The organism is Hippea maritima DSM 10411 (genome assembly GCF_000194135.1).
GTDB classification, from domain to species: domain Bacteria; phylum Campylobacterota_A; class Desulfurellia; order Desulfurellales; family Hippeaceae; genus Hippea; species Hippea maritima.
The window spans coordinates 1-24,577 of the sequence record NC_015318.1 but is presented as its reverse complement, the minus strand read 5'-3'; the positions used below and the strand labels follow the sequence as shown (position 1 = coordinate 24,577).

Genomic DNA, 24,577 nt, shown 5'->3' with positions numbered 1-24,577 from the left:
AATGGATAAAATCGTTATTTTGGATTTTGGATCCCAATATACCCAACTTATAGCAAGAAAAATTAGAGAGCTTGGCGTATATGCAGAAATCATACCGTTTAACAAGGATTTTGACAAAGTTGATGTCAAAGGCATTATCCTTTCGGGCTCACCTTCAAGCATATATGAGAATGATGCGCCTCTGCCTAAAAAGGAAATATTCAACCTCAATCTCCCAATTCTTGGCATATGTTACGGCATGCAGGTTGTAGCGAATAGGTTCGGCGGCGTTATAGCCAAAGCTCAAAAGAGAGAATACGGCCTTGCCAAACTAAAACTTCTAAAAGAAAATCCCCTGATCGACAGAGAAATAGATAATACAATTGTCTGGATGAGCCATGGGGATAGGCTGGAGAGTCTTCCTGAGGGTTTTGAGGCTGTAGCAAAAACAGACAACTCACCGTTTGCTGCCATTCAAAATCTAAACAAAAGGATATGGGCAGTTCAGTTCCATCCGGAGGTTTACCACTCTCAGAAGGGCAAAAGACTCTTATCCAACTTCGTATTTGAAATATGCAACGCTAAAGCCAACTGGAATATGGGTAATTTCTTGACCCAACAGATAGAAAAAATTAAGCAAACCGTCAAAGACAAGCGCGTAATAGGCGCCGTATCCGGAGGAGTTGATTCAAGCGTAGTGGCCGTCTTGATGAATAAGGCTATAGGTGATAGATTTGTAGGTGTATTTGTGAATACAGGCCTTTTAAGGAAAAATGAACCAGAATATGTTTTAAACCTATTTAAAAAACTCAATGTAAACATAAGATACGAGGATGCATCTGAGTTGTTTTTGGAAAGGCTCAAAGGGATTGAAGACCCGGAGAAAAAAAGGAAGATTATTGGCCATACATTCATCGATGTTTTTGCCAAAATTGCTAAGGAATACAACAATGCAGAGTTTTTAGCCCAGGGCACACTCTACCCAGATATTATAGAGAGTGTTTCAGTTAAAGGACCATCGGCCACAATTAAAAGCCATCATAATGTAGGGGGGCTGCCTAAGGATTTGAATTTCAAGCTCATAGAACCGTTGCGTGAACTTTTTAAAGATGAAGTTAGACAACTCGGAAGACAGCTCGGCATTGATGAAGAATTTATAAACAGACACCCCTTCCCTGGACCTGGCTTGGCCATAAGAATTATAGGCAAGATAACAAAGGAAAGGCTCAAGATTTTAAGGGAAGCTGATGCAATACTAATAGAGGAGATAAAAAAGGCCAATATATATAACGATATATGGCAGGCTTTTGCCGTTTTATTGCCTGTAAGCTCCGTCGGCGTTATGGGCGATAAAAGAACCTATGAAAACGTTTTGGCAATAAGAGCGGTAGACAGTGTCGACGGTATGACAGCAAACTTTAGCAAAATAGATTATGAACTTTTGGGCAAGATATCAAGCCGCATCATAAACGAAGTTGAGGGTATAAATAGGGTGGTATACGATATATCCTCAAAACCACCAGCAACAATTGAGTGGGAGTAATGGAAAATAAAGGCAAAAAAGAAAAGCTAAAAGAAAACATATACCACAAATTAGACAGACTGTTTAACGAACATGTGGTAGTGGGTTTGTTTTTCTTGGCCATCATCCTAATCAATCTACCACGTTCGTCATCTACATACTACAACCTCCAGGTAGGCGATATAGCGCCAAAAACCATACGATCAACCGTTTCTATGCTTGTTGAAGATAAAGAGGCTACAAAAAAGAGGGTTGAGAGTGCCCTAAACAACGTTCCTCCCGTATTTGACTACAACCCTCAAGCCATATCGTCAACTATAGACTCCATAAAAAAGGCCTTCTCTTTGATAAATCCCCAAGACCCCCAAAGCTCAATAGATCAATTTTTCAAAACCCTAAAGATAAAACCTAGCCACACTCTATACTTAAGGATTCTGAAGTATGAGCCAAAACAGATAATAAAATACGCCTCAATAGCACTAAAAGAGCTTCAAGGATTATATATTGTTCCATCTGTAAGAGAGCTATATAAATTCTCTCCAAACAAAATAATAGTAAGGGATATAAAAAAACCTGATGAGGAAAAACTTATACCAAAAGACGATGTAACCGATGTATTAAGGGCTAAAATTATAGCATACAATACATTAAGGGATGAGATAGACGATGCGGGCTTGCGCAATACAGTTTGGGATCTAATATCACAACTCATCATGCCAAACCTGACCTTTAACTCATTGGCTACGCAGAAAAAGAAAGAGGAAGCCGCCAAGAAAGTAAACAAGGTTTTCTTTAAAATATCAAAAGGCGAAATCATCGTCCGCAGCGGGGATGTGATTACAAAGGCAGACTATTTAAAGCTAAATGCATTAAACTCAATAAAACAAAAAGAGAATGCCTATGTAAAATTCATAGCCAATATACTCCTATTCTTCCTTATGTCCATAGTCTTGTTTAAAATATACGAAATAACCAAGGCCAAAAAAAACAAATGGCTAACAAAAAGAAGGATATTAAGCATAACAGAAACACTCATTATAATTCAATTCTTGATCTTTAAGTTATTTAACTACCTGGCAAATGTAGTTAGTTTCTCTTCTGCAGACTTTCCTCAAAGCGCTATTATGTTCAGCACTCCGTTTGCCGTTGCAGCTATGATGCTTGCAATAATGATAGACTTTGAATTAGCCTTTTTGACATCCATACTTTTAAGTGTTTCCTCATGGCTCATAACATCCGCTGATTCTGCGTCTAATTTTGGGCTTTACGTATTTTTTGGCAGTATAGCAGGAGCCTTGGGTATAAGACGCGAAAGAACCAGAACCGGCATAATAAAAGCGGGCATATACGTCTCCTTAAGCAGCATAATTCTTATAGTCATATTCCATCTATTAAAGGGTGGTCAGATTAACAAGGTTATGGCTACAGAGCTTGTTCTTGGCCTTGGAAGCGGAGTCCTTTCATCTATCATAGTAAGCGGATTACTACCGGTATTTGAATATACATTTAACATGACTACAGACATAAAACTTCTGGAGTTGGGAAATCTCAATAACCCCCTACTAAAAGAGCTTGCCATTAAAGCACCGGGTACATATCACCACAGCATTGTTGTTTCAAGTTTAGCTGAGGCAGCAGCAAGTGAGATCGGTGCAAATCCACTAATAGCAAAGGTTGGCTCATACTATCACGATATAGGTAAGATTAAAAAACCGATGTATTTTGTAGAGAATCAAACAGACGGGATAAACCCTCATGACAACCTAAAACCATCAATAAGTGCATTAATCATCAAAAACCATGTAAAATATGGGGTCGAAATAGCCAAAAAACATAGGTTAGGTAATTACATTATAGACATCATACAGCAACACCATGGCACAAGCCTTATAAAGTACTTTTACAATAAAGCAAAAGAGAATGGTCTTAATCCCAAAGAGGAGAATTTTAGATACCCAGGCCCCAAGCCACAAACCAAGGAAGCTGGTATCGTTATGATAGCAGACGAGGTAGAAGCCGCATCAAAAACCCTCTCCAATCCAACAGTCGCCCATCTAAACGATTTTGTGAGGGAGATAACCAATAAGATTTTCTTGGATGGTCAATTGGACGAGTGTGAATTGACGTTAAAGGATTTAAACAAGATAACAACGAGTTTTGTAAATGTTCTGGTGGGCATATTCCACCACAGAATTGAATACCCTGATGAGGAAAAACAGAATGAACTTAACGGTGATAGTAAAAAAACCTAAGGAATTTATAGACCAGACAACAATAGAAAGCTTTGTTGAGTTTCTATTCAAAAAAAGCGGGGAAAATAGCGAAAAAGAGCTCAACATAGTGCTTGTTGATGATGATGAGATAACCAAACTAAACGAGCAGTTCAAAAACAGAAAAGGCCCAACCAATGTGCTGAGCTTTTACGGCTATGATGGTGATATATTGGGGGATATAGCAATCTCTTCAGATACAATAGAAAGGGAAGCTTTAGAGAAAAAAGAAAACGCTAAAGAATACCTGCTATTTATAATAGCGCACGGATTTTTGCATCTTGTGGGCTACACGCATGAAACCATGGATAAATTCGATGAGATGATGAAAAAACAAAAAGAATTGGTTGATGAGTTTTTAAAAGAGGGGGTTGTAAATGGCTAAGGCAACAAAGGCATTGACGCTTACATTCGGTGTTTTTGCTGTAGGTAGCTTTGTAGTTTTAAAAAAAACCAAGGCAATTGAAACGTTAAAAGAGGATATACAGACTGTTTTTGAAAGAGACCCTGCGGCAAGAAGCATCCCAGAAATCGTATTTTGTTATCCAGGCCTCCATGCATTATGGTTCCACAGAGTTGCTCACTTTTTATGGAACCATGATTTTAAATTTGCCGGCAGGTTTCTATCACACATATCGAGGTTTTTAACCGGCATTGAGATACACCCAGGAGCCAAGATAGGCAAGCGCTTCTTTATAGACCACGGTATGGGTGTTGTAATCGGAGAAACAGCAGAGATTGGTGATGATGTAACGCTTTATCAGGGGGTTACACTGGGAGGAACCAGCCTAAAGAAGGTCAAAAGACATCCTACAGTGGGTAGAAATGTGGTTGTAGGAAGTGGAGCCAAGGTGTTGGGAGCTTTAAAAATAGGGGATAACTCAAAAATAGGCTCAGGCAGTGTTGTAATCAGAGATGTTCCAGAAAACTCCACAGTTGTAGGAATACCAGCCAAGGTTATCAAGAAGGAGAAGGTTGACAAGAAGGTAGATTTAGAACACACAAAACTACCAGATGTAGAGGGTAAAGTCATAAGATACCTGCTTCACAGGATAGAAGAACTTGAAAAGGAGATTTCAGCATTAAAAGAAGGAAAGCCTGAGGAGATAGAAAAAGAGCGCAAAAAGGAAGTAGAGGAACTAAAAAAGATAGAAAAATATATAAAAAGTTATGAGCTTGAGGGCTTAGATTAGTTTGCTTCCGACCTTAATGGACGGTTTAGCCTCAATCAAGGAAAACTCAGTTGTGGCCTCCTCAAATGGTCTAAAGGAGGCCCTGTATGCTATCATTAATGCATTGTCTGTTGTCATTTCCCTTGGCGGAAGGACAACTTCTATGCCTTTTTGTTTGCCAGCTTCAGCAAAAGCCTCTCTCAAATAGGAGTTAGCAGAAACCCCACCAGAAATTGACACGATTTTAACACCATACTCTGTAGCGGCCTTAAAGGTCTTTTCAACCAATATATCTATTGATGCTTTTTGAAAAGAAGCTGCAATATCTGAAATATCACTTTTTGACAAATTACCCATGCTATTGACAAGGTTTTTGACATATGTTTTTACACCGCTAAAGCTAAAATTATAGCTCTTATCATGCTTCAACCCCTGAGGAATCTTGAAACGATAAGGATCTCCAGTTTTTGACAATCTGTCTATAACAGGTCCGCCAGGGTATTCTAAGCCCAACAATCTTGCCACCTTATCAAACGCTTCACCTACAGCATCATCCAGTGTTTTACCTATAATTTCATACTCACCCACACCCTTAACCAAGAATAAATGGGTATGCCCACCTGAAACAACCAAAGATAAAAATGGAAAAATAAGCTCCCTTTTAAAAAACGGCGCAAATATATGCCCTTCTATATGGTGAACTGCAATCAAAGGAACACTATGAGAATAAGCCAAAGCCTTTGCAAAAGAAACACCCACAAGCAGGCTTGGCAAAAGGCCGGGTCCAACTGTGACAGACAAAAAATCTATCTGACTCAACTCTGCTTCAGCTTTATGTAGAGCCTCTTTTGTCAGCGCGGCTATAACCTCTGCATGTTTCCTTGCTGCAAGCTCAGGCACCACACCGCCTAAGGCTTTATGCACCTCAATCTGGGACGCTATGAGATTAACATAATTACCGTTATCCTTTAAAACGGCAACAGCCGTATCGTCACAGGATGTATCAAATGCTAAAATCATCTTAATACAAACACCACGCTCACCAAATAAGGTTTTAGTTGTTTTTTCATCTGAGCTAATGCCTCATAGGTCTTTTCATTACAATGTCCTATGGCAACAACATTGTTTCTCTTTTTTAGCATTTTCAAGGCTTGCCTTATCTGACCTTTAATATAAGCCACATTCTTCTTGTTATCCAAAAACACCCTTCTTTTTGCACACATAACACCAAACTTCTCAGCCTCAATACAGCCAAGGCTATCCTTAACTGTTGCACTATCGATAAAAAATAGGTCGTGTTTTTTTAAAAACTCCATAATATAGTCCAAATGAGTCTTATCCCTAAGAATCGCAGAGCCCATATGGTTATTTAAACCCATGGCGTTGGGAATTTTTTTATATGCCCAATTTAGAAGTCTAAACGTCTCGGCTTTGCTTGTCCACAGATAGATAGCATGCTTGCCTGGGTTGTCTTTAGGATAATCTATTGGTTGACTTGGCATATGTATCATAACAATAAAGCCATCTTTGGAAAGCTTTTTAGATAACTCACCACTAAATGGTGCATCAGGTAAAAAGGCAAAGGCCAAAGGCATTTTTAATGATTCAAACCTATTGGCCAATGCCACATCGTAACCCATATCATCTATAACAATGGCAAGTCTCTTCTGCTTCAAAAGAAATAAAGAACTTGCAGCAAAGCTTTCCTGAACAATAAAAACTATAAGTGCAACGACTATTGCGATTGCCTTGTTTTGCACACCAAATCCTCTGCCTTTATAAGCTCAATAGCCCTCAATAGTTGATAGTCATTTTTAAGCTCTTTTTCAAAATCACCATCTTTTTTGAGTTTCTTGGCTTGCGGGTTATTTAGATGATGAATAAGGTCGCTCTCTCTTAAGCTATAACCGTTTGAGTTTTCCTCGACTATTTTTACCTGCTTTACAACTATATCGGGCTCTATTCCAACGGCTTGGATGCTTTTGCCAGATGGTGTATAGTAGCGGGCTGTTGTTAATCTCAAAGCAGACCCATCGCCCAATGGTATAATTGACTGAACCGAGCCCTTTCCGAAGCTTCTAATGCCCATAATTATGGCTCTGTGATGGTCTTTAAGACAGCCAGATACAATCTCTGCAGCCGAAGCTGTTCCGGCGTTTATTAAAACAACCATAGGATATGTAGGCTCAGATCCGTCATCGCGCGCATAAAAGTACTGCACATCGCCCTTATTTCTACCCCTTACAGAGACTATAACACCCTTTTTGATAAAAACATCACCTACCCCTATAGCTTCTCTCAATAAACCACCAGGGTCGTTTCTTAAATCAATAACAAGTCCTTTAATTTTGCCCAGCTTGGATAGAGCACTCTTAAGTTCCTTTGTGGTGCCGCTCTGGAACTGTGTAATTCTTACATAGCCTATATTGCCGTATTTTTTAAACTTTACACTCTTAACATGTATAATAGCCCTTGTGATAGTCAAATTAAACGGCTTTTTCTCCGTTTTTCTCAAAACAGTTATCGTAACCTTTGTCCCGGGCTTGCCCCTTAAAAGCTTTACAGCCTGCTCAAGTGTCATACCAAGCGTACTTTCACCATTTATCTTTATGATGGCATCCCCGGCTTTTATACCAGACTTATAGGCTGGAGTATCCTCAATAGGTGATACAACAGTTAAAATACCGTCTTTCATGGTAACAACCATGCCCAATCCACCAAACTTACCCGTTGTTGTTATTTTAAGCTCCTTATACTCCTCTTTTGTCATATAAGACGAATGCGGATCCAAAGAGTTAACCATTCCCTTTATCGCATCATCTATAAGCTTTGTCTGGCTTACATTATCCACATAGTTGTTCTCTATAATGGCCATAACCTTTGCGAATATCTTGAGTTTTTCATACTCATTCGGGCTTGCAAAGCTCACATTGCTAAGCAAAAAAATCAACAAAAAAGCGGCCAAAAGCCTTCTCATTTCAAGAACCTCCTATCCAAAAAATTTAGAGGATTTAACGGCGTTGAATGCCTCCTTATCTCAAAGTGTAGCTTATTCTTTTCTAATTTTCCAATACATTGGCGGGATTTTACTATGCTGCCAACGCCTACTTTACTTTTTATACCGCCATAAACCGTGTAATAGCCATTTAGGTGATTTATTATGACAACACCGCCGTATCCTGGCAGATTGCCTGCAAAGCCCACTTTACCATACGCTATAGACCTAACGCAGGAATCCTTTTTTGATTTTATGTCAATGCCGTCGTTTCTTGTATAAACTTTAAAAAGCGGATCGTACTTTTTGCCAAATGTTGACACTACCCTACCAGAAACAGGGAGTGCAACTCTGCCCCTTAGGGCCTTAAACTCCTTTACAACCAGTTTAGGGTTTATTTTTTGAGCTTTTTGGGCTTTCCTTTTTCTTTGCTCAGCCTGCCTTCTCTTTTCCTCTTCTATGATTTTCTTTAGGAGATTCCTTAGGTTTTCTTTCTCCTGAGTGAGCTTTTGTATCTGAGCTAAATATTGCTGCTTTTTACTATCCGCCTCATCCATCAACTTTTTCAATGTTTCACGCTGGGTTTGCAAATCCTCTTGCTGTTTTTTTATATTATCCAGAAGGGCATTTTTTTTCTTCATATAGGCATTAAGCCTTAACAGGCTACTGCGTAGATATGCACTTTTATTTAAATAGTCCCTGATTCTGTTTTGCATATAGCTCGTAATGAAGCGGTTCATATAGTCAAACCAAACTCCTTGCTCATAATACGGACTTATGCGAGAGTATTTGTAATAACCCTTAAGCTCCAAAGAGAGCTCCTCTTTTTGCTCTTCCACGTTCTTTGAAACCTTGCCAATCTCCTTTTTTAAATTGGCTATTTTCCTATTTAGCAAATTTAAGTCCCTTTTGGCCTTTTTTATCTTTGTCTTAAGGGATGTAATCAAGGCATCAGTAGATTTTACATCATTTAAGAGTTTGGCATATTGCTGCCTCAATTTATTGTAATCGCTCTTTTTTTTCATTATAGTTTTATCTATTGTTTGAAGTTTTTGTTCTATAGTCTTCTTATTTGCAGAAAACCCGTTTAGAGATAGGCTTAAAAGAAGAACAAAAACTAAAAGACTAAACCTTCTCATCGTTCACGAAAAAAACCAAAACCGAAGAGATGAACGTAAACAAAAAACCTATGGCAACATTAAAAACAAAGGTGCTCTTTTGAGAGTTTTCCAAAAGTTCTTTGCTAATGTAGGGAATTTGAGCGTATTTATTGTAAAGAAAATACAAAGCCAAAACGAGGATTATGCTAAAGAAAAAGCCCCAAACAGCAGGTAAAATCGTTTCCTTTAAAAATAGCTTCAGTATGGTTAGGCGTTTTATGCCAAAAAATTTGAGCGTGTCGTAATCAAACTTCCTGTGAGAGTAAAATATTGTCATCAAAGAGACAAAAACAATAAATTCAACTGAGTATAAAAGGCCTATGACAACCTCTGAGAAATATAGAAGCCTCTGGTGAAGATTTTCTATATCTCCAAGCAGAGTCTTAGGGTATTTAACATCCTCAACAATAGGATTATTTATTGAGCTTGCAAATCTGTTAAAGTAATCCTTAGTGGTATATGATGGTTGAAAGAAAACCTCTATAGAATAAGGAAAAGGGTTGGTGTTAAAAAGTTCCCTATCTATAGAGAATTTCTTAACCATCTCATTAAAGGCACTCTGTTTTGTAATGAGTTTAACGCTTAAAACCCCCTCTTTTTGCTTCAATTTATCAACAAGTTTCTCAACATCCTTCATTGTTGCATTAGTTGAGCAAAATATATAAAGTGGAGTTCTGCTCTTTTTCTGCTGAATGTAATTGTTCATCACGAAAAATATGCTCATCAAGATACTCATACTCAAAACAAAGGAAATAAAAACAAAAAATAGGGCTATTCTGACGTTGTCTTTCTTCATAGTCCCTTAAGCTCCACCGTATAAAAATCATCATCTATTGAGGCAAGTGTCGCTATTAAAAATGTAATACCCTTATCCTGGTTTAAATATTTAAACAAGCGTATGACTTTAATCCTATAATCCTCAGATAGATACCTCAGTGGCTCATCGGCTATAACAAGAGGGAAATTGTATATAACCCCCCTTGCTATATTGATAAGCGATTGCTCGCTTATGGACAACTCATGCGGGTACTTATCCAAAAGATGCCCTATGGAGAGCATATCAAATATCTCCTCCGATAAATACAAATCCCTTCTTGTAAGTTTTGTTATAGCCGACAGGTTTTCCTTAACGGTCATATTGGATATCAACCTTATATCCTCAAATATGATACCCAAATACCTCCTAAGAAGCAGAATACCGGAGTAGTTCAGATCAGACACATTAAAATCAAACACCCTTACAAAACCGCTGTCGGGTTTTTCTGCACCATAAATCATCCTGATAATGGTGCTTTTGCCACCAGATTGTGGCAGTATGATCTGATTTATCCTGTTAGCCGCTATTCTAAAGCTTAAATTGGAAAATACAGTTCTTTTATTAAAACTTTTAACTACATCTATAAACTCAACCATTGAGTTTTTCTTTTATCCTTTCAGCTATAGCTTCTTTTGTAAAGCCGTATTTACAGAATAGATCATCTTTTGAGCCGGATTCTCCAAATACATCCTCAAGGCCTATTTTATGAACAAAAATGGGTAACTCCTCGGTCAAAAACTCAGCAATAGCAGAACCCAACCCGCCTATTATTGAATGCTCCTCAAGGCTAAACACCCTGCCGGTTTTTTTGGCAGAGTTATAAATAGTTTCTCTATCCAATGGTTTTATCGATGATACATTAACAACCTCAAGCTCAACACCACCACCTTTTAACAATTCCGCAGCCTCAAGCGCTAAATAAACCATCATGCCGCAGGCAAACAGCGTGGCTGACTTACCCTCTTTTACAACCTTAGACCTGCCAACCTCAAACGGCTCATCCTGCATAAATACGGGTGATTTAGCCCTTGATGTGCGTATATAGACAGGCCCATCCATATTCAGACTTGACAAAATAGCCTGATAGGTTTCGTTATAATCAGCAGGCACGATAACCTTCATATTGGGAAGCGACCTCATCAAGGCAATATCTGCAACCGATTGATGAGATCCACCATCCTCACCTACACTAATCCCCGAATGAGAGCCACACAAAACCACATGCAAGTTCTGATAACATATAGACTGCCTTATTATCTCAAACGCCCTGCCTGTGATAAACACGGCAAAGCTTGAAGCATACGGTTTTAGGCCAGACAGCGCAAGGCCTGCAGCCACACCTGCCATATTGGCCTCTGCTATACCCAAATTAAAAAATCTATCGGGGAACTGCTTTCTAAACTCTGCAGATTTTGTTGAGCCACTCAAGTCTGCATCCAACGCAACCACCTTATCATCTATCTTTCCTATCTCAACCAGGGCCTTACCATAGGCCTCTCTTGTTGCCTTAAACTCCATTATCCAGCTCCTTTAACGCTTTTTCTAACTCCTCATCTGCAGGTGCAACACCGTGGTATTCAACCCTGTTGGCCATAAACGATACGCCGTATCCTTTGACCGTTCTTGCTATAATAGCCGTTGGGCTTATCACATTCCTTTTTGCCGTCGTCAATGTGTCTATTAAATTTTTATAGACATGACCACCGATCTCGTAAGTTCTGAACCCAAAAGCCTCAAGCTTGTCCTTTAGGGGATTTATATTCATAACCTGATTGCAGGCACCATCGATCTGTAAGCCGTTGTAATCGATTATGACAACAAGGTTTGAAAGCTTATAGTGATTAGCTGCCATAAAGGCCTCCCAGACGATCCCCTCCTGCAGCTCACCATCACCCATAACACAGAAAACCTTGTATCTCTTCTTCAAAACCTTGGCCGCCAAAGCCATTCCAACAGCCTGACTTATCCCGTTTCCTAAAGAACCGGTTGAGGCTTCAATGCCTTTGAGTTTTTTAGAATCAGGGTGTCCCTGAAGTGGTGAACCAAGCTTTCTTAAAGTCCATAACAGATCCCTATCAAAGAAACCGGCCTTCGCCAAAACAGCATACAAAGCAGGACATGCATGACCTTTGGATAAAACAAGCCTATCCCTATCCTCCCATTCGGGGTCTTCCGGTTTATAATTCATGATGCCGCCAAAATAGAGGGCAACGAGTATATCTAAAACACTCAAAGAACCACCTGAATGGCCGCTTCCTGCCTTGTTTAACATAATTAGAATATCTTTCCTTAAATCCCTGGCAATCTTTTCAAGATTACTAAACTCTCCCATACTCACTCCCCAAAAATATATTTAAACATCTCACCAATAGTGGCCTTATTTGGTGTCTCTGCCTCAAAGCCGCATGAGTTTATGTATGATTTTGTGGTTTTGCCTATTGCTATGATCCTTTTAATCCTCTTTGCAAAATCGTAGCTGCCAAAGGCCTCCTTTATATGCCAAAAAGCTGAGGGAGAAGAAAACAAGCCAAAGTCAAATTCACCTTCAGGCTTAAAGTATTTGATCTCATCCGGTATGTAATTCTCATAAACCGGTAAAACCTTAACATTTTTAAGCTCATCATAGGCCTTGTTGTATTTAAGAGCCGTTATAACAAGCACATCCTCTTTATCTTTCAAAAACTCAATCAAAGAGGAGCTGTAATACTCCTCCGGCACATAATCTAATTGAAACCCTTTATCCTTTAAGGCTAAAGCCGTTTTTTCACCAATGGCAGCAATGCTTTTATTACACAAACAGCGAGGGTTTATCCTTTTGAAAAAGAATTCAACAGCCCTCTTGCTGGTAAAAACAACCCATTTAGAGGAGTTATCCATAATGAAGTCTATACCCCTAAAATCCATAGAGACAACGGGGTGTATCTCAAACACCTCATCGTAAAGCTGTGTATATCCAATTAAGTCCTCTTTGTTGGCGCTAAACAACACCCTTCCTTTGTAAAACGGCCTAATTTTTGAGTTTATGGAAATATCACAACCTTCAACATCGTGGGTTAAAAATAAATCATATTGATCTTGGTCTATATTTTTGCACTTCAGTAAAAATCGCTTATCCAGGTTATTTTCAAAACCGACCTTAACATCAATATTTGGGAAAAACCTAAGCGATAAATGCCTATCAACCCCTATTCTCATAATCCTTTACCTTCTTTTTAACATATTCAACAACATCGCTAAACACAAACAGTGGGCTTATATCCCGCCTGCTGTATTTGATAACCCTTCTTAGATTATCCACAAAACCGTATGTTATCTGCATAAAAAACTCATCCTGCTCAAACCTTGCCAAAGCCCCTATGGGATAGTTGCAGGATGCGTTGAACTGCCTGACAAACGCCCTTTCTGAGTCTATACAGATCCTTGTTTTTTCATCCTCAAGCTGCTTTAATTCATCCCTAAACTCAAAATCAGACAAAAACTCAACGGCTATAACGCCCTGGCCTGCAGCTGGTGTTGCAAACCTCAAATCATACATATAAGCCTCATCATACAAGCCAAGCCTTTTTAGGCCGCTTTTTGAGACAACTATGGCATCAACCTCACCATCCCTTAATTTTTTTAGTCTCGTATCCAGATTACCCCTCAAATCAACAAACTCAAAATCATCCCTGTATTGCAAAAGCTCCGCCCTTCTTCTTAAAGAGCTTGTTCCAACCCTTGCATTCTTTTTGATCTCCAAAAAGTTCCCCTCAAAACTAACAAAAATATCCTCCCAATAATCCCTTTCAAAAACAATGAAGTCGAAGCGTTCATCCTCAAATACGCTCATATCCTTCAAGCTATGCACAGCTATATCTATGGTTTTATCCAACAATGCCTTTTCTATCTCTTTAATAAACAAACCCTTACCCCCAAGCTGATACAGGGGTTTGTCTGTCTTATCACCACTTGTCTTTATAGGCACTATTTCACACTCAAAACCCTTGTCCTCTAATCGCTTTTTTGCGAATTCTGCCTGCCATAGGGCAAGCTTTGAGCCCCTTGTGCCTATCTTTAGTTGTTTTCTGAGAAGAAGCATCTCACATCCCTCTTTGATTTACTTAAACCAAACAACCTCCTTAAGAGCTCTATATACAGATCACCTTCTGGATGGTTTAAAAACTGCTTAATATTCATCGTAGGCTCATGCAGCACCTTAGACAGAAGCGATTTTGTTAGTTTATCTACACCATCAATAATATCATCGTTTAACTTGTTTTTATACATCTTTTGAAACCTATACATCTCAAGTTTTCTTATCCTCTCTGCCGTTAGTCTGATCTGCTTTATAACCTCATCATAATCCAGTGATTCAACATACTCTTGATAAGCCCTAAGCTCATCCTCTATAATCTTTTCTGCTATTTGAGCCTGTTTTTTGCGCTCCTTGAGTGTTTCATCAACCACACCCTTTAAATCATCAACAAATATTACAACAACATTCTCCAAATTCTCCACACCCTTTTGGGTGTCCCTTGGCAGGGCCAAATCCAGTATTATAAGGTTCCTGTTGGGTATATCATCCTTTTTGATTATGGGATTCTTTGCAGATGTGGCCGTTATTACAATATCAACCTCATTAAGGAGCTCTTTAATCTTGCAAAAGTCATACACAGCAACATTATATTTTTCACAAAGGTCCTTTACATTCTCTTTTGTTCTGTTGATAAGTGCATAAATCTTCGCTCCATGCTTTGAAAAATACTCCAAAGCCAACCTATTCATCTCCCCTGAGCCTATACTTAAAACCTTTTTACCTTCTAAATTGACAAGCTTATTAACACTCAAAAAGCCAGCATAAGCAACACTAACGGCACCTTTGGATATATCCGTATTGGCCTTTACCACTTTAGCAGCATGAAAAGCCCTACGCATTATACGGTTTATTGTGGCGCCGCTTGTTAAAAACTCAACAGACCATCTATAGGCATCTTTAATCTGCCCCAATATCTGAGGCTCACCAACCACCATGGAATCCAAAGAGGATGCAACCCTAAATATATGCCTTACAGCATCTAAATTTTCCTTTACATAGAGATAGCCTTTTAACTCCTCTTTATCTATACCGGAATACTCAGACAGATAATCAACTATTCTATCCTTAACATTAAATGAAGAGACATACAACACCTCAACCCTATTGCAGGTTGAGATAATCATCACCTCACTAACCCCATCGATAGATCTCAACTCTTTTAAATACCTATCAAGCTTATTGTTATCAAACGCCAGTCTTTCTCTAATATGTTGCGGGGATGAGTTGTGGTTTGTTCCTATCAAAACTATATTATTCATTTCTCCCTTTCTATGGCATAATCGGCTATAGCCTCTAAATACCCCTTATAAGTGCTATCTTTTAAACCTTTTAGTGTCTCTTTTGCTTTGACTGAAAACTCCTTGGCCTTATCCAAAGCCTTATTCAAACCCTTCTCTTTAACAGACAAAACAATATCTGCTAAAACCGACTCATCCTTTTTATCAAAAAAATCCGCTATTTTTTCCTTTAGTAATGGATCCTCATCCATAGCATACAAAACAGGCAGTGTGATCTTACCCTCCTTTAGGTCTATCCCAACATCTTTTCCTAAAACCTCAGGGTCTGCCTGATAATCCAAACAATCATCCTTTATCTGAAAGGCTAAACCCAAATTTTTGCCGTATTCTTTAAAAACAGGACTAAACTGTTTATTGGCCAATATAGCACCACTCTCACAGCTTGCCTCTATCAAAACAGCGGTCTTTTTATAGATAACCCTGTAATAATCATCAAAACCGATATTCACCTTAAAGGCCTGTTCAATCTCCTCTATTTCACCCTCACTTAAGATATAGGCAGCCCTCGAGATGGCCTTTGCTACATCTACATCATAATCCAAAACAATATTGTAAGCCAATGAGTATAGGTAGTCTCCCCCCATAACGGCCGGTTTTATGCCATAAACGGTATGTGATGCTGGTTTTCCGCGCCTGTATAAGGCATCGTCGATTATATCATCGTGCAGCAGGCTTGCTGTGTGTATCAACTCAACAGCGCTACCTACAACAAGCGCATCCTTAGGCTCATCTATACCCAAAGCCGAAGCAGAATACAGAACAAGCAGCGGCCTAAGCCTTTTGCCATCACCTATAACCTGTTCATAAACCTTGCGCGTTAAGTTGCTTTCCGGTTTTATCAAAACAGCCAAGGCTTCATTAACAGCCTTTATATCCTTTTTAATGGCTAATTTAAGCTTTATATTCATCCTCACTCCCCGCTACAACAATACTTACAACACTATCGGCTTCATCCAAGTTTATAAGCTTAACCCCTCTAGCCGCCCTACTGAAAACATTGATAGAGTCTGCATCCATCTTTATCATTTTACCGTTCTTCGTTACAACAATAACATCGCCTGTATCTTTTAAAGACAGGCTTCCAGCAACACTATCATTCTCTTTTAACTTTATACACCTAACACCCTTAGCACCTCTGTTGACCTTTCTTATATCTGAAACCCTTAATAGTTTACCAAGCCCGGTTTGGGATACAACTATGAGTTTGGTGTGTTTGTCTTGATTGAAGTTAAACGCACTTACAACACTATCACCCTCTGATAAATTTATACCCCTAACACCAGCTGCAGCCCTTCCCATATCCCTCACGCTATCTGAATCAAACCTGACACACATACCCCGTCTGGTTGTTATAATCACCTCGTCCCCTTCTGCCACACTAAACACGCTCACCAACGAATCCTGTTCATTTAACCTAATAGCTATTTTGCCATTTGATGGTATGTTCTCAAAGTGCCTAAACGAAGAGCGTTTAACCGTACCAGCTGCTGTTGCAAAGAAAAGGCTATCTGCTTCGCTTATAGGAACAATCGTTTTAACAAACTCCTGTGGCTGCAGGTTTAGGATATTTACAATAGGCCTGCCCTTGGCCGATGGTGATTGTTTAGGTATATTGTAAGCCTTAACCGAATAAACCCTACCTAAATTGGTAAAGCACAAAAGTGTATTGAGGCTGTTTGTTAAGAAAATATCCGTTATGTAATCATTATCGGAGAATGTTGCAGCCATCCTGCCTTTACCTCCCCTATGTTGAGTTGAATATACATCCAAAGGCACAGCCTTTACATAACCCTTCTTTGAAAATGTGATGATCAGCTGCTCATCCTTAATGACATCCTCTATGCCTATATCAACAATACTATCCAATATCTGAGTTTTCCTTTCATCGGCATAGGTTTGTTTAACATAAACAAGCTCATCCTTAATAACACCCTTCAAAACCGATCTATCTTTTAAAATACTCTCGTAATATTCTATGTCTTTCAAAACCTGATTGTATTCATCGATTAATTTCTGCTTTTCCAAAGCAACCAATCTTGCAAGCTTCATATCCAAAATAGCCTGCGTCTGCCTGTCGCTTAATTTAAACCTCTCTTTTAACCTCGACCTGGCCTCCTGAGTGGATTGGGATGATTTTATAATAGCCACAACCTCATCTATGTTATCCAGGGTTATCAAAAGACCTTCAAGTATGTGGGCTCTGTCTTTGGCTTTTGAGAGTAAAAACGATGTGCGCCTCTTTACAACATCTATTCTATGTTCAACAAAAACACCTATAGCATCCTTGATATTTAAAAGCCTTGGCGTATTACCAACCAAAGCCATCATGTTTACACCAAATGTTGTCTGAAGATTGGTGTATTTAAATAGCTTATTCAAGATAACCTTGGGCTGCTCATCCTTTTTTATCTCTATAACAATCCTGACACCCTCTTTGTTGGACTCATCGCGCAGATCAGCTATACCCTCAACCTTTTTATCCTTAACCAGCTGGGCAATACTCTGCAAAAGCAGGGCTTTATTTACCTGATACGGTATCTCATAAACCACAAGCGCCTGCCTGTTTTTAATCTTCTCCTCTTTTACCTTCGCCCTTAAGGTGATTTTGCCTATACCCTTTTTATAAGCCTCTTTTATGGATTTTATATCGAAACAGATACCGCCTGTTGGGAAATCAGGACCTTTTATATAATTTAAAATCTCATCTGTCGATATTTCACCATCCTTATCAAGATAAGCCAAACATGCATCTATAATCTCAGCCAAGTTATTGGGTGGAATCTTCGTTGCAAAACCAACAGCTATACCATCTGTGCCGTTCATAAGCAGATTGGGTATAAATGTCGGCAAAACCGATGGCTCTTTAAGTGAATCATCATAATTGGGTACAAAATCCACGCTGTTTTTATCTAAATCCTTAAGCATCTCCTCTGCGATTTTAGACAGCCTGACCTCTGTATATCTCATAGCAGCAGGGCTATCACCATCCAAAGATCCAAAGTTTCCCTGCCCATCTATCAAAGGATATCGCATAGAGAAATCTTGACTCATCCTAACAAGGGCATCATAAACAGCCATATCGCCGTGGGGATGGTATTTACCTATAACATCACCGACAACCCTTGCACTCTTTTTATAGGGTTTATTGTGTTCTAAATTAAGCTCCTTCATAGCATACAGGATCCTTCTATGAACCGGCTTTAACCCATCCCTCGCATCGGGTATAGCCCTACCCACTATAACACTCATCGAGTAGTCCAGATAGGACTGCTGCATCGTATCTTTTATATCAACAGGAAAGATATTCTTATCGGAAAACAGGTCTTTCATCTATACAACCTCACACATCCAAATGTTTGACGAATTTAGCGTTCTTCTCAATAAACTCTTTTCTCAGTTGAGGGTTATTACCCATAAGCATATTAAAGACCCTATCGGCCTCCTCAGCATCACTTATCGTAACCTGCAGAAGCCTTCTTGTTTTTGGATCCATCGTTGTCTCCCAGAGCTGCTCTGGGTTCATCTCACCCAAACCTTTATACCTTTGAATCTCAAGACCCTTCTTTGCCCTATCCTCAATAAAAGACAGCATATCCTTGATTGTTTTAAACTCAATAAGTTCACCCTTGACTTTAGCCTTAAACGGCGGCAAACCTAACATATTCTTGGATGGGGCATACTGGCTTATAAGTTTATACTCATGAGAATTAAAAAACTCCTTGCTAATAAAAATCTCCTTATCCTCGTTGTCTATCTCAAATCTAAAGACGAACGAATCACCCTGCTGCTCTATCTGCTTTATTAAGATCTGAGAATTCTCCTTAAGGCAAGCATTAAGCCTATCCTTTATGCCATCCTCATCATTAAAATCATCCAAAGATGGGGACACAATAGATAAACACCTTATAATCTCCTCCGATGGGTAAACCTTCGAAAGCTTATCAACCATACCCTCATACACAAGCAGTTTATCCAAGATAACCCTAAACTCATCCTTAGATAGCTCTTTTCCATCAACAATAGGTGTAAAATCATCTATGCCTTTGTTTACCAAAAACTCCTTCATCTGCTTTTCATCTTTTATGTAAAACTCTTTTTTGCCTATCTTACACCTGTAAAGCGGTGGCTGGGCGATATAGATATAACCATTCTCAATAAGTTCTCTGAAGTATCTAAAAAACAGCGTCAAAATAAGTGTCTGAATATGGCTTCCATCAACATCCGCATCCGTCATAATGATAATCTTATGATACCTGACATCATCTATATTAAACGATTCATTAACACCACTGCCTATAGCCGTAATAATATTTCTGATTTCTTCGCTTTCTAAAACCTTTTTTAGATTAGTTCTTTCTGTATTTAATATCTTACCTTTAAGGGGTAATATAGCCTGATAAACCCTATCCCTTGCCTGCTTTGCAGAGCCCCCTGCAGAATCACCCTCAACCAAAAACAACTCAGCCTTTAATGGGTCTTTCTCCTGACAGTCGGCTAACTTTCCAGGCAATCCCTTTGATTCAAAAACAGTCTTTCTTCTTACAAGTTCCTTGGCCTTCCTTGCCGCTTCCCTTGCATTGAAAGCCCTTGAGACTTTATCTATTATCAGCTTTGCAATCTGGGGATGCTCCTCAAAATACTCATTCAGCTTCTCATAAAGCTTCGTTTGAATTACATTTTTTATATCTGTGTTAACGAGTTTTGTTTTGGTTTGACCTTCGAATTGGGGATTGGGCAACCTCACAGACAATACAGCAACAATACCCTCCCTTACATCATCACCATTAAAAACAACATTACCTTTAACCAGATTATTGGCCTTTGCATATCTATTAATCGTTTTGGTAAGCACGCTCTTGAAGGCCGAAAGATGCACGCCACCTTCAGCTGTGTTTATAGAGTTTGCAAATGTATAGATGGTTGATGAATAGGTGTCTGTATATAGAAAAGCAAGCTCAACCAAAACAGAGCCCTCTGTTATATTGAAATAAACAGGCTCATCAAACAGCTTGTTTTTGGTTTTTGATAGGTATTCCACAAACGATACAAGGCCTTTATCGTATTGAAATGTCTCTGATTTATCTGTTCTTCTATCTGTAAGGCTTATCTTTATACCTTTATTTAAGAAGGCTAATTCCCTTAACCTTTTAAGCAGGATATCATAACTAAACTCGGTGATTTCAAAAATTCCTTTATCAGGCAGGAATGTTATAACTGTTCCGCTTTCTTTTGTCTGACCAATAACCTCCAAATCGGTTGTTGGTGTTCCTTTTTCAAAGCGCTGGGTATAGATCTTACCTTCCCGTTTAACTTCAACAACTAACCATTCAGAAAGCGCATTTACAACACTAATGCCAACGCCGTGAAGGCCACCGGAAACCTTGTAGTTTTTATTATCAAACTTACCACCCGCATGGAGTGTGGTTAAAACAAGCGTTACAGCTGGTATTTTCTCAACCGGATGTATATCAACCGGTATCCCTCTACCGTTATCCTCAACCGTTATGGAGTTATCCTCGTTTATGTAAACATTTATCGTATCACAATAGCCAGCCATCGCCTCATCAATTGAGTTATCCACAACCTCATAAACCAGATGATGTAAACCCTCAACCGATGTGCCACCTATATACATAGCTGGCCTTTTTCTGACAGCCTCTAACCCTTTTAAAACCTTTATGTCTTCTGCTGTGTATTTAGCCAATTTCAACTCCCCTTATTCTAAAGTAATTATATTATGATCTGTGTATGCTCCTAAGGTTGTTATAATGCTTTGATTAGGTAAAGTTTTAATTATATCAAATGCCCTCTTTTGAACCTGTGGATCTAAATCCCCCTCTAAATCATCTATAAGTAAAATAGGCTCGACGCCCGAGCTATTATACATTTTTGCTATACTTAAAACAATACATAGAAGGGATATTTTTTTCTCGCCAACAGAGGAATAAAGAAACAGATCTTTATTATTTAGAATTATCTTTAGACTGTCTTTTTTAAATCCAAATAGTACTCTGTTTTTTTGTTTTTCTTTTTCAAATACACTATCATTGTACTTTCCTATTTCATAAATCAGTTCTAATTTTTTACCAAAGAAGCTACAGAAACAGTTCTCAACATCATTTTTTAATTTTAAAATAAATCCATCTCTTTTTAACGATATTTCATCCACTATAGATTTTATTTTATCATTTAGAAAGTTTAACATATTGTAATCTGGTTTTGGTGATGAAAACAACTCCTTTTTTAGTCTATTGGTTTTTTTATATTCGATTAATTTATCTATTATAGAGTGGTCGTAAGAACTTATCCCTCTATCTACTAAAGAGAAAAGATAATCCTTACTTCTAAATGATATAAACGAGTTTATAGAGTAATTTAAGCAAGCGAAAGTTTTTTTTAAATCAACAACTCTAACTAATTTTGAGTCCAGTTTTATATATTTCTTATCGTCATCTATTTTTATGAAAATTGTGTGCTTATCTATTATTGCATTTAGGATAGTGGGTTTTTCTAATTCTTTTTTTAAAACCTTTAAATTATTTTTAAAAGGATGGCCGTTAAGGGTTAGGTATACTGCTTCAATTAAATTGGTTTTACCCGTGCCGTTTTTACCCTTAATTATGTTAATTTTATCGAATTTTACCTCTAAAAGGTTAAAGTTTCTGAAATTAGTGATAATGATGTTTTTTATAAACATCACTCTATTATAGGCGTCATGATATACTTATAATAATATTCATCCTCGTTGCTTTCAAACATGATTGGTTCCTCTGCACTTTTGTAAAGTAATATTACTGTATCTGCTTCTATCTGGTTTAGGAAATCCAGTATGAACTTTGAGTTTAATTTTATATTTAGGTCTTTTTCTGTTTCAATGGGTGTTATATTTATGATATCCTCAGCTGTCTCTCCTTCTGAGTTTTGACCTATGAGCGTTAGTGTTTTTTCTTTTATATCTATTTTAGCTGTTATATCTTTGTTTTCACTTAGAATTGAGCTTCTTTTTACTGCATCCTTTAATTTTTCTTTTTCTATTTCTACTGAGTTTGATGTACTTCTATCTAAAAGTATTTGATTATAGTCTGGAAAATTCCCGCTAATAATTTTTGATGATACCACAAGGTTTTCTTGTTTTATTAGAATTTCATTTTCGCTTTTGTATAATTCAATCTCGCCTTCTAAGGACAACCTATTTATGAGTGCTGCACCGGCATTTTCTATTATAAAGTTGGCTTCTATGTCGTTTGTGTTTTCTGTTTTTATATTTATAAGTCTGTAATGGTCTGTAGCTGTGGCTTTAATATAGTTTTGTTCTATTTCTATAAATATTCCTGTGTATTCCCTTGATATATCGTTTTTATCTGGGCAGTAGATAGTTTCTCTGATAAGTTTTTTTAGTTTTTTTGCCTGTATTTGGCATATTTTTTCAATATTTTCCGAATGTTTTATGTGTGGGAACAAACCTGGATCTTGTGTTTTTATTTTTGTTTTAAAACTTGATGATTTTACGGTTATAATGTTTTTTTCTAATTCAAGCTCTACCGTTTCTTCCTTTATCTCTTTCAGTATATTAAAGAACTTTACAGGGTCTATTATGAAACTTAGTTGATTATCTGTCTTAGTTTCTATTGTTTTTTCTATTGAGGTTATATTATTTGCGGCTATTCCTATTATTTTATCTTCTTTTATTTCAATTAAGATATTGGATAGGATGTTGTCTTTTTCTTTTGATGTTGAGAGCGTTAGTTCGTTTATTAGCTCTTTTATAGTTTTGGTTTGGATTGTTATTGACACTTCTTTTTCCTCCTATTTTTTATTTTCTTTTTTCAGTAGTAATAATAAGGCCTTTTTAAATGTCATTTTGTCTTTTTTTGTTCTTTCTTTTAGGGATTTTTGTTTTCAAATAACCTGTCATTATCTTTTGTTTTGTTGTTGTTATTTTGTTTTGAGTTTGGGTTTTTGACATTTTTTATTTTGTGTTGATTAGTTTTTGAAAGGTTTTTAGACATCTGTTATCTCTTTTTCTATCTCTTCGACTTTTTTTTTCAGATTTATGTCTTTTTCCATTTCGCTTTCTATCCTTTTACATGCGTTTATTATTGTTGCATGACTTTTGACGCCGAATTTTGCCTTGATTTCGGGTAATGAGTTTTTTGTTATTTTTCTTGTTAGATACATTGCTATTTCTCTTGGTATTAGTATTTCTTTTTTTCTTGTTGATGATTTTAGACTATCTACGCTGATATTGAAATGCTTAGCTACTGTTTTTTGTATGTTTTCAGCTGTGAGCATTTTTTCTTTTCTTATGATAATATCTTGAAGTATACTTTTAACTAAATTCAATGTTACTGGCTTTCTCATAATTGACTTGTAAGCTGAGATTTTTATTAAAGCACCCTCTATTTCTCTTACATTTGAACTTATACTTGATGCAATGAATTCTATTATCTCTTGACTTATCTCTAAATTAAACAACTCAGCTTTTTTCCTGATGATAGCTATGCGTGTTTCAAGTTCAGGTGGCTGTATATCGACGATTAGGCCCCAGCTAAACCGCGATTTTAGCCTGTTTTCTATATCTGGTATCTCGTTTGGTGGTTTGTCGCTCGTTATAATTATCTGCTTCTGACTCTCGTATAAAGCATTAAATGTATGAAAGAATTCTTCTTCCGTTCTTTCCTTTTTTGATATGAACTGTATATCATCGATGAGCAAACAATCCAAGTTTCTGTATTTATTTCTAAATTGTGTCATTTTTTTATATTGTATGGAGTTTATAAGTTCGTTTGTAAACTCCTCACTTGATATGTATAAAACCCTGGCGTTGGGGTTGTTCTTCTTGATTGAGTTTCCTATAGCATGCAAGAGGTGGGTTTTACCCAACCCCACACCGCCATATATAAATAGCGGATTGTAGGCTTTTGCTGGGTTTTCGCTAACTGCCACACTTGCAGCATAGGCCAGCTGATTACTTGGCCCAACAACGAAATTCTCAAATCCGTATTTTGAGTTTAGATTGTCTTTATCTTGTGTTTTTATTATAAGTTCTATCTTTGGGAGTTTGTTAAATATTAATTTTAAGCTCTCTTTTAATTGGTTTTTGTATTTTGATTTTAATAATTCTTTTATCTGCTCCCCCGGTATGGCTAATGTGATTTTGTCTTCAGAGACAAAGATCGGTTCTACTAATGAAAGTTTTTCTAAATCCTGCGTTTCAACCTTGTTTTTTAAATTCTCTATTACCTTTTCCCACATAACATCCCATTATATTATATTAATTGGCCTTTTT

General features: G+C 37.6%; 22 protein-coding genes. 4 read left to right on the top strand and 18 right to left on the bottom strand.

Annotated features, from left to right (window positions below):
• The first annotated feature begins 1 nt into the window (after nucleotide 1).
• The 4 genes from guaA to cysE are packed head-to-tail and all read left to right on the top strand — an operon-like array spanning nucleotide 2 to nucleotide 4,964.
• Entirely contained in the window at nucleotides 2–1,522 is a 1,521-nt protein-coding gene (gene guaA, locus HIPMA_RS00105; protein ID WP_013681050.1) for a glutamine-hydrolyzing GMP synthase, read from the top strand.
• Nucleotides 1,522–3,753 (top strand): HD family phosphohydrolase, encoded by a 2,232-nt coding sequence (locus HIPMA_RS00100; protein ID WP_013681049.1) that lies wholly within the window; start codon nucleotides 1,522–1,524, stop codon nucleotides 3,751–3,753. The genes guaA and HIPMA_RS00100 overlap by 1 nt, the downstream gene beginning before the upstream one ends.
• On the top strand, nucleotides 3,707–4,156 hold the full coding sequence (ybeY, locus tag HIPMA_RS00095; RefSeq protein WP_169309455.1) for an rRNA maturation RNase YbeY: 450 nt from the start codon (nucleotides 3,707–3,709) through the stop codon (nucleotides 4,154–4,156). Before HIPMA_RS00100 ends, ybeY begins: the two co-directional genes overlap by 47 nt.
• Nucleotides 4,149–4,964 (top strand): serine O-acetyltransferase, encoded by an 816-nt coding sequence (cysE, locus tag HIPMA_RS09850; RefSeq protein ID WP_013681047.1) that lies wholly within the window; start codon nucleotides 4,149–4,151, stop codon nucleotides 4,962–4,964. Before ybeY ends, cysE begins: the two co-directional genes overlap by 8 nt.
• On the opposite strand, the gene tsaD is transcribed toward cysE, so the two are convergent.
• The 18 genes from tsaD to dnaA form a co-directional block, all read right to left on the bottom strand.
• Entirely contained in the window at nucleotides 4,956–5,963 is a 1,008-nt protein-coding gene (gene tsaD / locus HIPMA_RS00085; RefSeq protein WP_013681046.1) for a tRNA (adenosine(37)-N6)-threonylcarbamoyltransferase complex transferase subunit TsaD, read from the bottom strand. The two genes, cysE and tsaD, sit on opposite strands and share 9 nt — an antisense overlap.
• Nucleotides 5,960–6,703 (bottom strand): divergent polysaccharide deacetylase family protein, encoded by a 744-nt coding sequence (locus HIPMA_RS00080; protein WP_013681045.1) that lies wholly within the window; start codon nucleotides 6,701–6,703, stop codon nucleotides 5,960–5,962. Before HIPMA_RS00080 ends, tsaD begins: the two co-directional genes overlap by 4 nt.
• Nucleotides 6,679–7,920, bottom strand: a complete 1,242-nt coding sequence (locus HIPMA_RS00075; protein WP_013681044.1) for a S41 family peptidase — start codon at nucleotides 7,918–7,920, stop codon at nucleotides 6,679–6,681. The genes HIPMA_RS00080 and HIPMA_RS00075 overlap by 25 nt, the downstream gene beginning before the upstream one ends.
• Nucleotides 7,917–9,077 carry a murein hydrolase activator EnvC family protein gene (locus tag HIPMA_RS00070; RefSeq protein ID WP_013681043.1) on the bottom strand — a complete coding sequence of 387 codons (1,161 nt, stop codon included), beginning with the start codon at nucleotides 9,075–9,077 and terminating at the stop codon, nucleotides 7,917–7,919. The genes HIPMA_RS00075 and HIPMA_RS00070 overlap by 4 nt, the downstream gene beginning before the upstream one ends.
• Nucleotides 9,064–9,894, bottom strand: coding sequence for a cell division protein FtsX (locus HIPMA_RS00065; RefSeq protein ID WP_013681042.1), 831 nt, complete (start codon nucleotides 9,892–9,894; stop codon nucleotides 9,064–9,066). Before HIPMA_RS00065 ends, HIPMA_RS00070 begins: the two co-directional genes overlap by 14 nt.
• The gene (locus tag HIPMA_RS00060; RefSeq protein ID WP_013681041.1) at nucleotides 9,891–10,511 is read right to left on the bottom strand and encodes a cell division ATP-binding protein FtsE; all 621 of its coding nucleotides are present in this window, start codon (nucleotides 10,509–10,511) and stop codon (nucleotides 9,891–9,893) included. Before HIPMA_RS00060 ends, HIPMA_RS00065 begins: the two co-directional genes overlap by 4 nt.
• Complete coding sequence (locus HIPMA_RS00055) at nucleotides 10,504–11,433, bottom strand: transketolase family protein (protein ID WP_013681040.1); 930 nt, start codon at nucleotides 11,431–11,433, stop codon at nucleotides 10,504–10,506. The genes HIPMA_RS00060 and HIPMA_RS00055 overlap by 8 nt, the downstream gene beginning before the upstream one ends.
• Nucleotides 11,423–12,247, bottom strand: a complete 825-nt coding sequence (locus HIPMA_RS00050) for a transketolase (protein WP_013681039.1) — start codon at nucleotides 12,245–12,247, stop codon at nucleotides 11,423–11,425. The genes HIPMA_RS00055 and HIPMA_RS00050 overlap by 11 nt, the downstream gene beginning before the upstream one ends.
• 2 nt (nucleotides 12,248–12,249) lie before the next feature.
• The gene (locus tag HIPMA_RS00045; protein WP_013681038.1) at nucleotides 12,250–13,110 is read right to left on the bottom strand and encodes a uroporphyrinogen-III synthase; all 861 of its coding nucleotides are present in this window, start codon (nucleotides 13,108–13,110) and stop codon (nucleotides 12,250–12,252) included.
• Nucleotides 13,094–13,993 (bottom strand): hydroxymethylbilane synthase, encoded by a 900-nt coding sequence (hemC, locus tag HIPMA_RS00040; RefSeq protein ID WP_013681037.1) that lies wholly within the window; start codon nucleotides 13,991–13,993, stop codon nucleotides 13,094–13,096. Before hemC ends, HIPMA_RS00045 begins: the two co-directional genes overlap by 17 nt.
• Nucleotides 13,969–15,249, bottom strand: a complete 1,281-nt coding sequence (gene hemA / locus HIPMA_RS00035; protein ID WP_013681036.1) for a glutamyl-tRNA reductase — start codon at nucleotides 15,247–15,249, stop codon at nucleotides 13,969–13,971. Before hemA ends, hemC begins: the two co-directional genes overlap by 25 nt.
• Nucleotides 15,246–16,196 carry a polyprenyl synthetase family protein gene (locus HIPMA_RS00030; protein WP_013681035.1) on the bottom strand — a complete coding sequence of 317 codons (951 nt, stop codon included), beginning with the start codon at nucleotides 16,194–16,196 and terminating at the stop codon, nucleotides 15,246–15,248. Before HIPMA_RS00030 ends, hemA begins: the two co-directional genes overlap by 4 nt.
• Nucleotides 16,180–18,618, bottom strand: coding sequence for a DNA gyrase subunit A (gene gyrA / locus HIPMA_RS00025; protein WP_013681034.1), 2,439 nt, complete (start codon nucleotides 18,616–18,618; stop codon nucleotides 16,180–16,182). Before gyrA ends, HIPMA_RS00030 begins: the two co-directional genes overlap by 17 nt.
• Before the next feature lie 10 nt (nucleotides 18,619–18,628).
• The gene (gene gyrB, locus HIPMA_RS00020) at nucleotides 18,629–20,992 is read right to left on the bottom strand and encodes a DNA topoisomerase (ATP-hydrolyzing) subunit B (RefSeq protein ID WP_013681033.1); all 2,364 of its coding nucleotides are present in this window, start codon (nucleotides 20,990–20,992) and stop codon (nucleotides 18,629–18,631) included.
• Nucleotides 20,993–21,004: 12 nt separating this feature from the next.
• Nucleotides 21,005–21,985 (bottom strand): AAA family ATPase, encoded by a 981-nt coding sequence (locus HIPMA_RS00015; RefSeq protein WP_013681032.1) that lies wholly within the window; start codon nucleotides 21,983–21,985, stop codon nucleotides 21,005–21,007.
• A complete protein-coding gene (gene dnaN, locus HIPMA_RS00010) occupies nucleotides 21,985–23,082 on the bottom strand; it encodes a DNA polymerase III subunit beta (protein ID WP_013681031.1) in 1,098 nt (365 codons plus the stop codon). The genes HIPMA_RS00015 and dnaN overlap by 1 nt, the downstream gene beginning before the upstream one ends.
• Before the next feature lie 89 nt (nucleotides 23,083–23,171).
• Nucleotides 23,172–23,297: a hypothetical protein gene (locus HIPMA_RS09780; RefSeq protein ID WP_013681030.1), complete on the bottom strand. Its 126-nt coding sequence runs from the start codon at nucleotides 23,295–23,297 to the stop codon at nucleotides 23,172–23,174.
• Complete coding sequence (dnaA, locus tag HIPMA_RS00005) at nucleotides 23,290–24,543, bottom strand: chromosomal replication initiator protein DnaA (protein WP_013681029.1); 1,254 nt, start codon at nucleotides 24,541–24,543, stop codon at nucleotides 23,290–23,292. The genes HIPMA_RS09780 and dnaA overlap by 8 nt, the downstream gene beginning before the upstream one ends.
• Nucleotides 24,544–24,577: the final 34 nt, after the last annotated feature.

Coding starts and splice junctions, on each gene's coding strand:
- HIPMA_RS09780 (WP_013681030.1), bottom strand. CDS start 23,297: ATGTCTAAAAACCTTTCAAAAACTAATCAACACAAAATAAAAAATGTC.
- dnaA (WP_013681029.1), bottom strand. CDS start 24,543: ATGTGGGAAAAGGTAATAGAGAATTTAAAAAACAAGGTTGAAACGCAG.
- gyrA (WP_013681034.1), bottom strand. CDS start 18,618: ATGAAAGACCTGTTTTCCGATAAGAATATCTTTCCTGTTGATATAAAA.
- hemA (WP_013681036.1), bottom strand. CDS start 15,249: ATGAATAATATAGTTTTGATAGGAACAAACCACAACTCATCCCCGCAA.
- HIPMA_RS00075 (WP_013681044.1), bottom strand. CDS start 7,920: ATGAGAAGGCTTTTGGCCGCTTTTTTGTTGATTTTTTTGCTTAGCAAT.
- hemC (WP_013681037.1), bottom strand. CDS start 13,993: ATGCTTCTTCTCAGAAAACAACTAAAGATAGGCACAAGGGGCTCAAAG.
- HIPMA_RS00055 (WP_013681040.1), bottom strand. CDS start 11,433: ATGGAGTTTAAGGCAACAAGAGAGGCCTATGGTAAGGCCCTGGTTGAG.
- HIPMA_RS00045 (WP_013681038.1), bottom strand. CDS start 13,110: ATGAGAATAGGGGTTGATAGGCATTTATCGCTTAGGTTTTTCCCAAAT.
- HIPMA_RS00060 (WP_013681041.1), bottom strand. CDS start 10,511: ATGGTTGAGTTTATAGATGTAGTTAAAAGTTTTAATAAAAGAACTGTA.
- ybeY (WP_169309455.1), top strand. CDS start 3,707: ATGAGGAAAAACAGAATGAACTTAACGGTGATAGTAAAAAAACCTAAG.
- tsaD (WP_013681046.1), bottom strand. CDS start 5,963: ATGATTTTAGCATTTGATACATCCTGTGACGATACGGCTGTTGCCGTT.
- HIPMA_RS00065 (WP_013681042.1), bottom strand. CDS start 9,894: ATGAAGAAAGACAACGTCAGAATAGCCCTATTTTTTGTTTTTATTTCC.
- HIPMA_RS00030 (WP_013681035.1), bottom strand. CDS start 16,196: ATGAATATAAAGCTTAAATTAGCCATTAAAAAGGATATAAAGGCTGTT.
- guaA (WP_013681050.1), top strand. CDS start 2: ATGGATAAAATCGTTATTTTGGATTTTGGATCCCAATATACCCAACTT.
- HIPMA_RS00070 (WP_013681043.1), bottom strand. CDS start 9,077: ATGAGAAGGTTTAGTCTTTTAGTTTTTGTTCTTCTTTTAAGCCTATCT.
- HIPMA_RS00100 (WP_013681049.1), top strand. CDS start 1,522: ATGGAAAATAAAGGCAAAAAAGAAAAGCTAAAAGAAAACATATACCAC.
- HIPMA_RS00015 (WP_013681032.1), bottom strand. CDS start 21,985: ATGTTTATAAAAAACATCATTATCACTAATTTCAGAAACTTTAACCTT.
- cysE (WP_013681047.1), top strand. CDS start 4,149: ATGGCTAAGGCAACAAAGGCATTGACGCTTACATTCGGTGTTTTTGCT.
- HIPMA_RS00050 (WP_013681039.1), bottom strand. CDS start 12,247: ATGGGAGAGTTTAGTAATCTTGAAAAGATTGCCAGGGATTTAAGGAAA.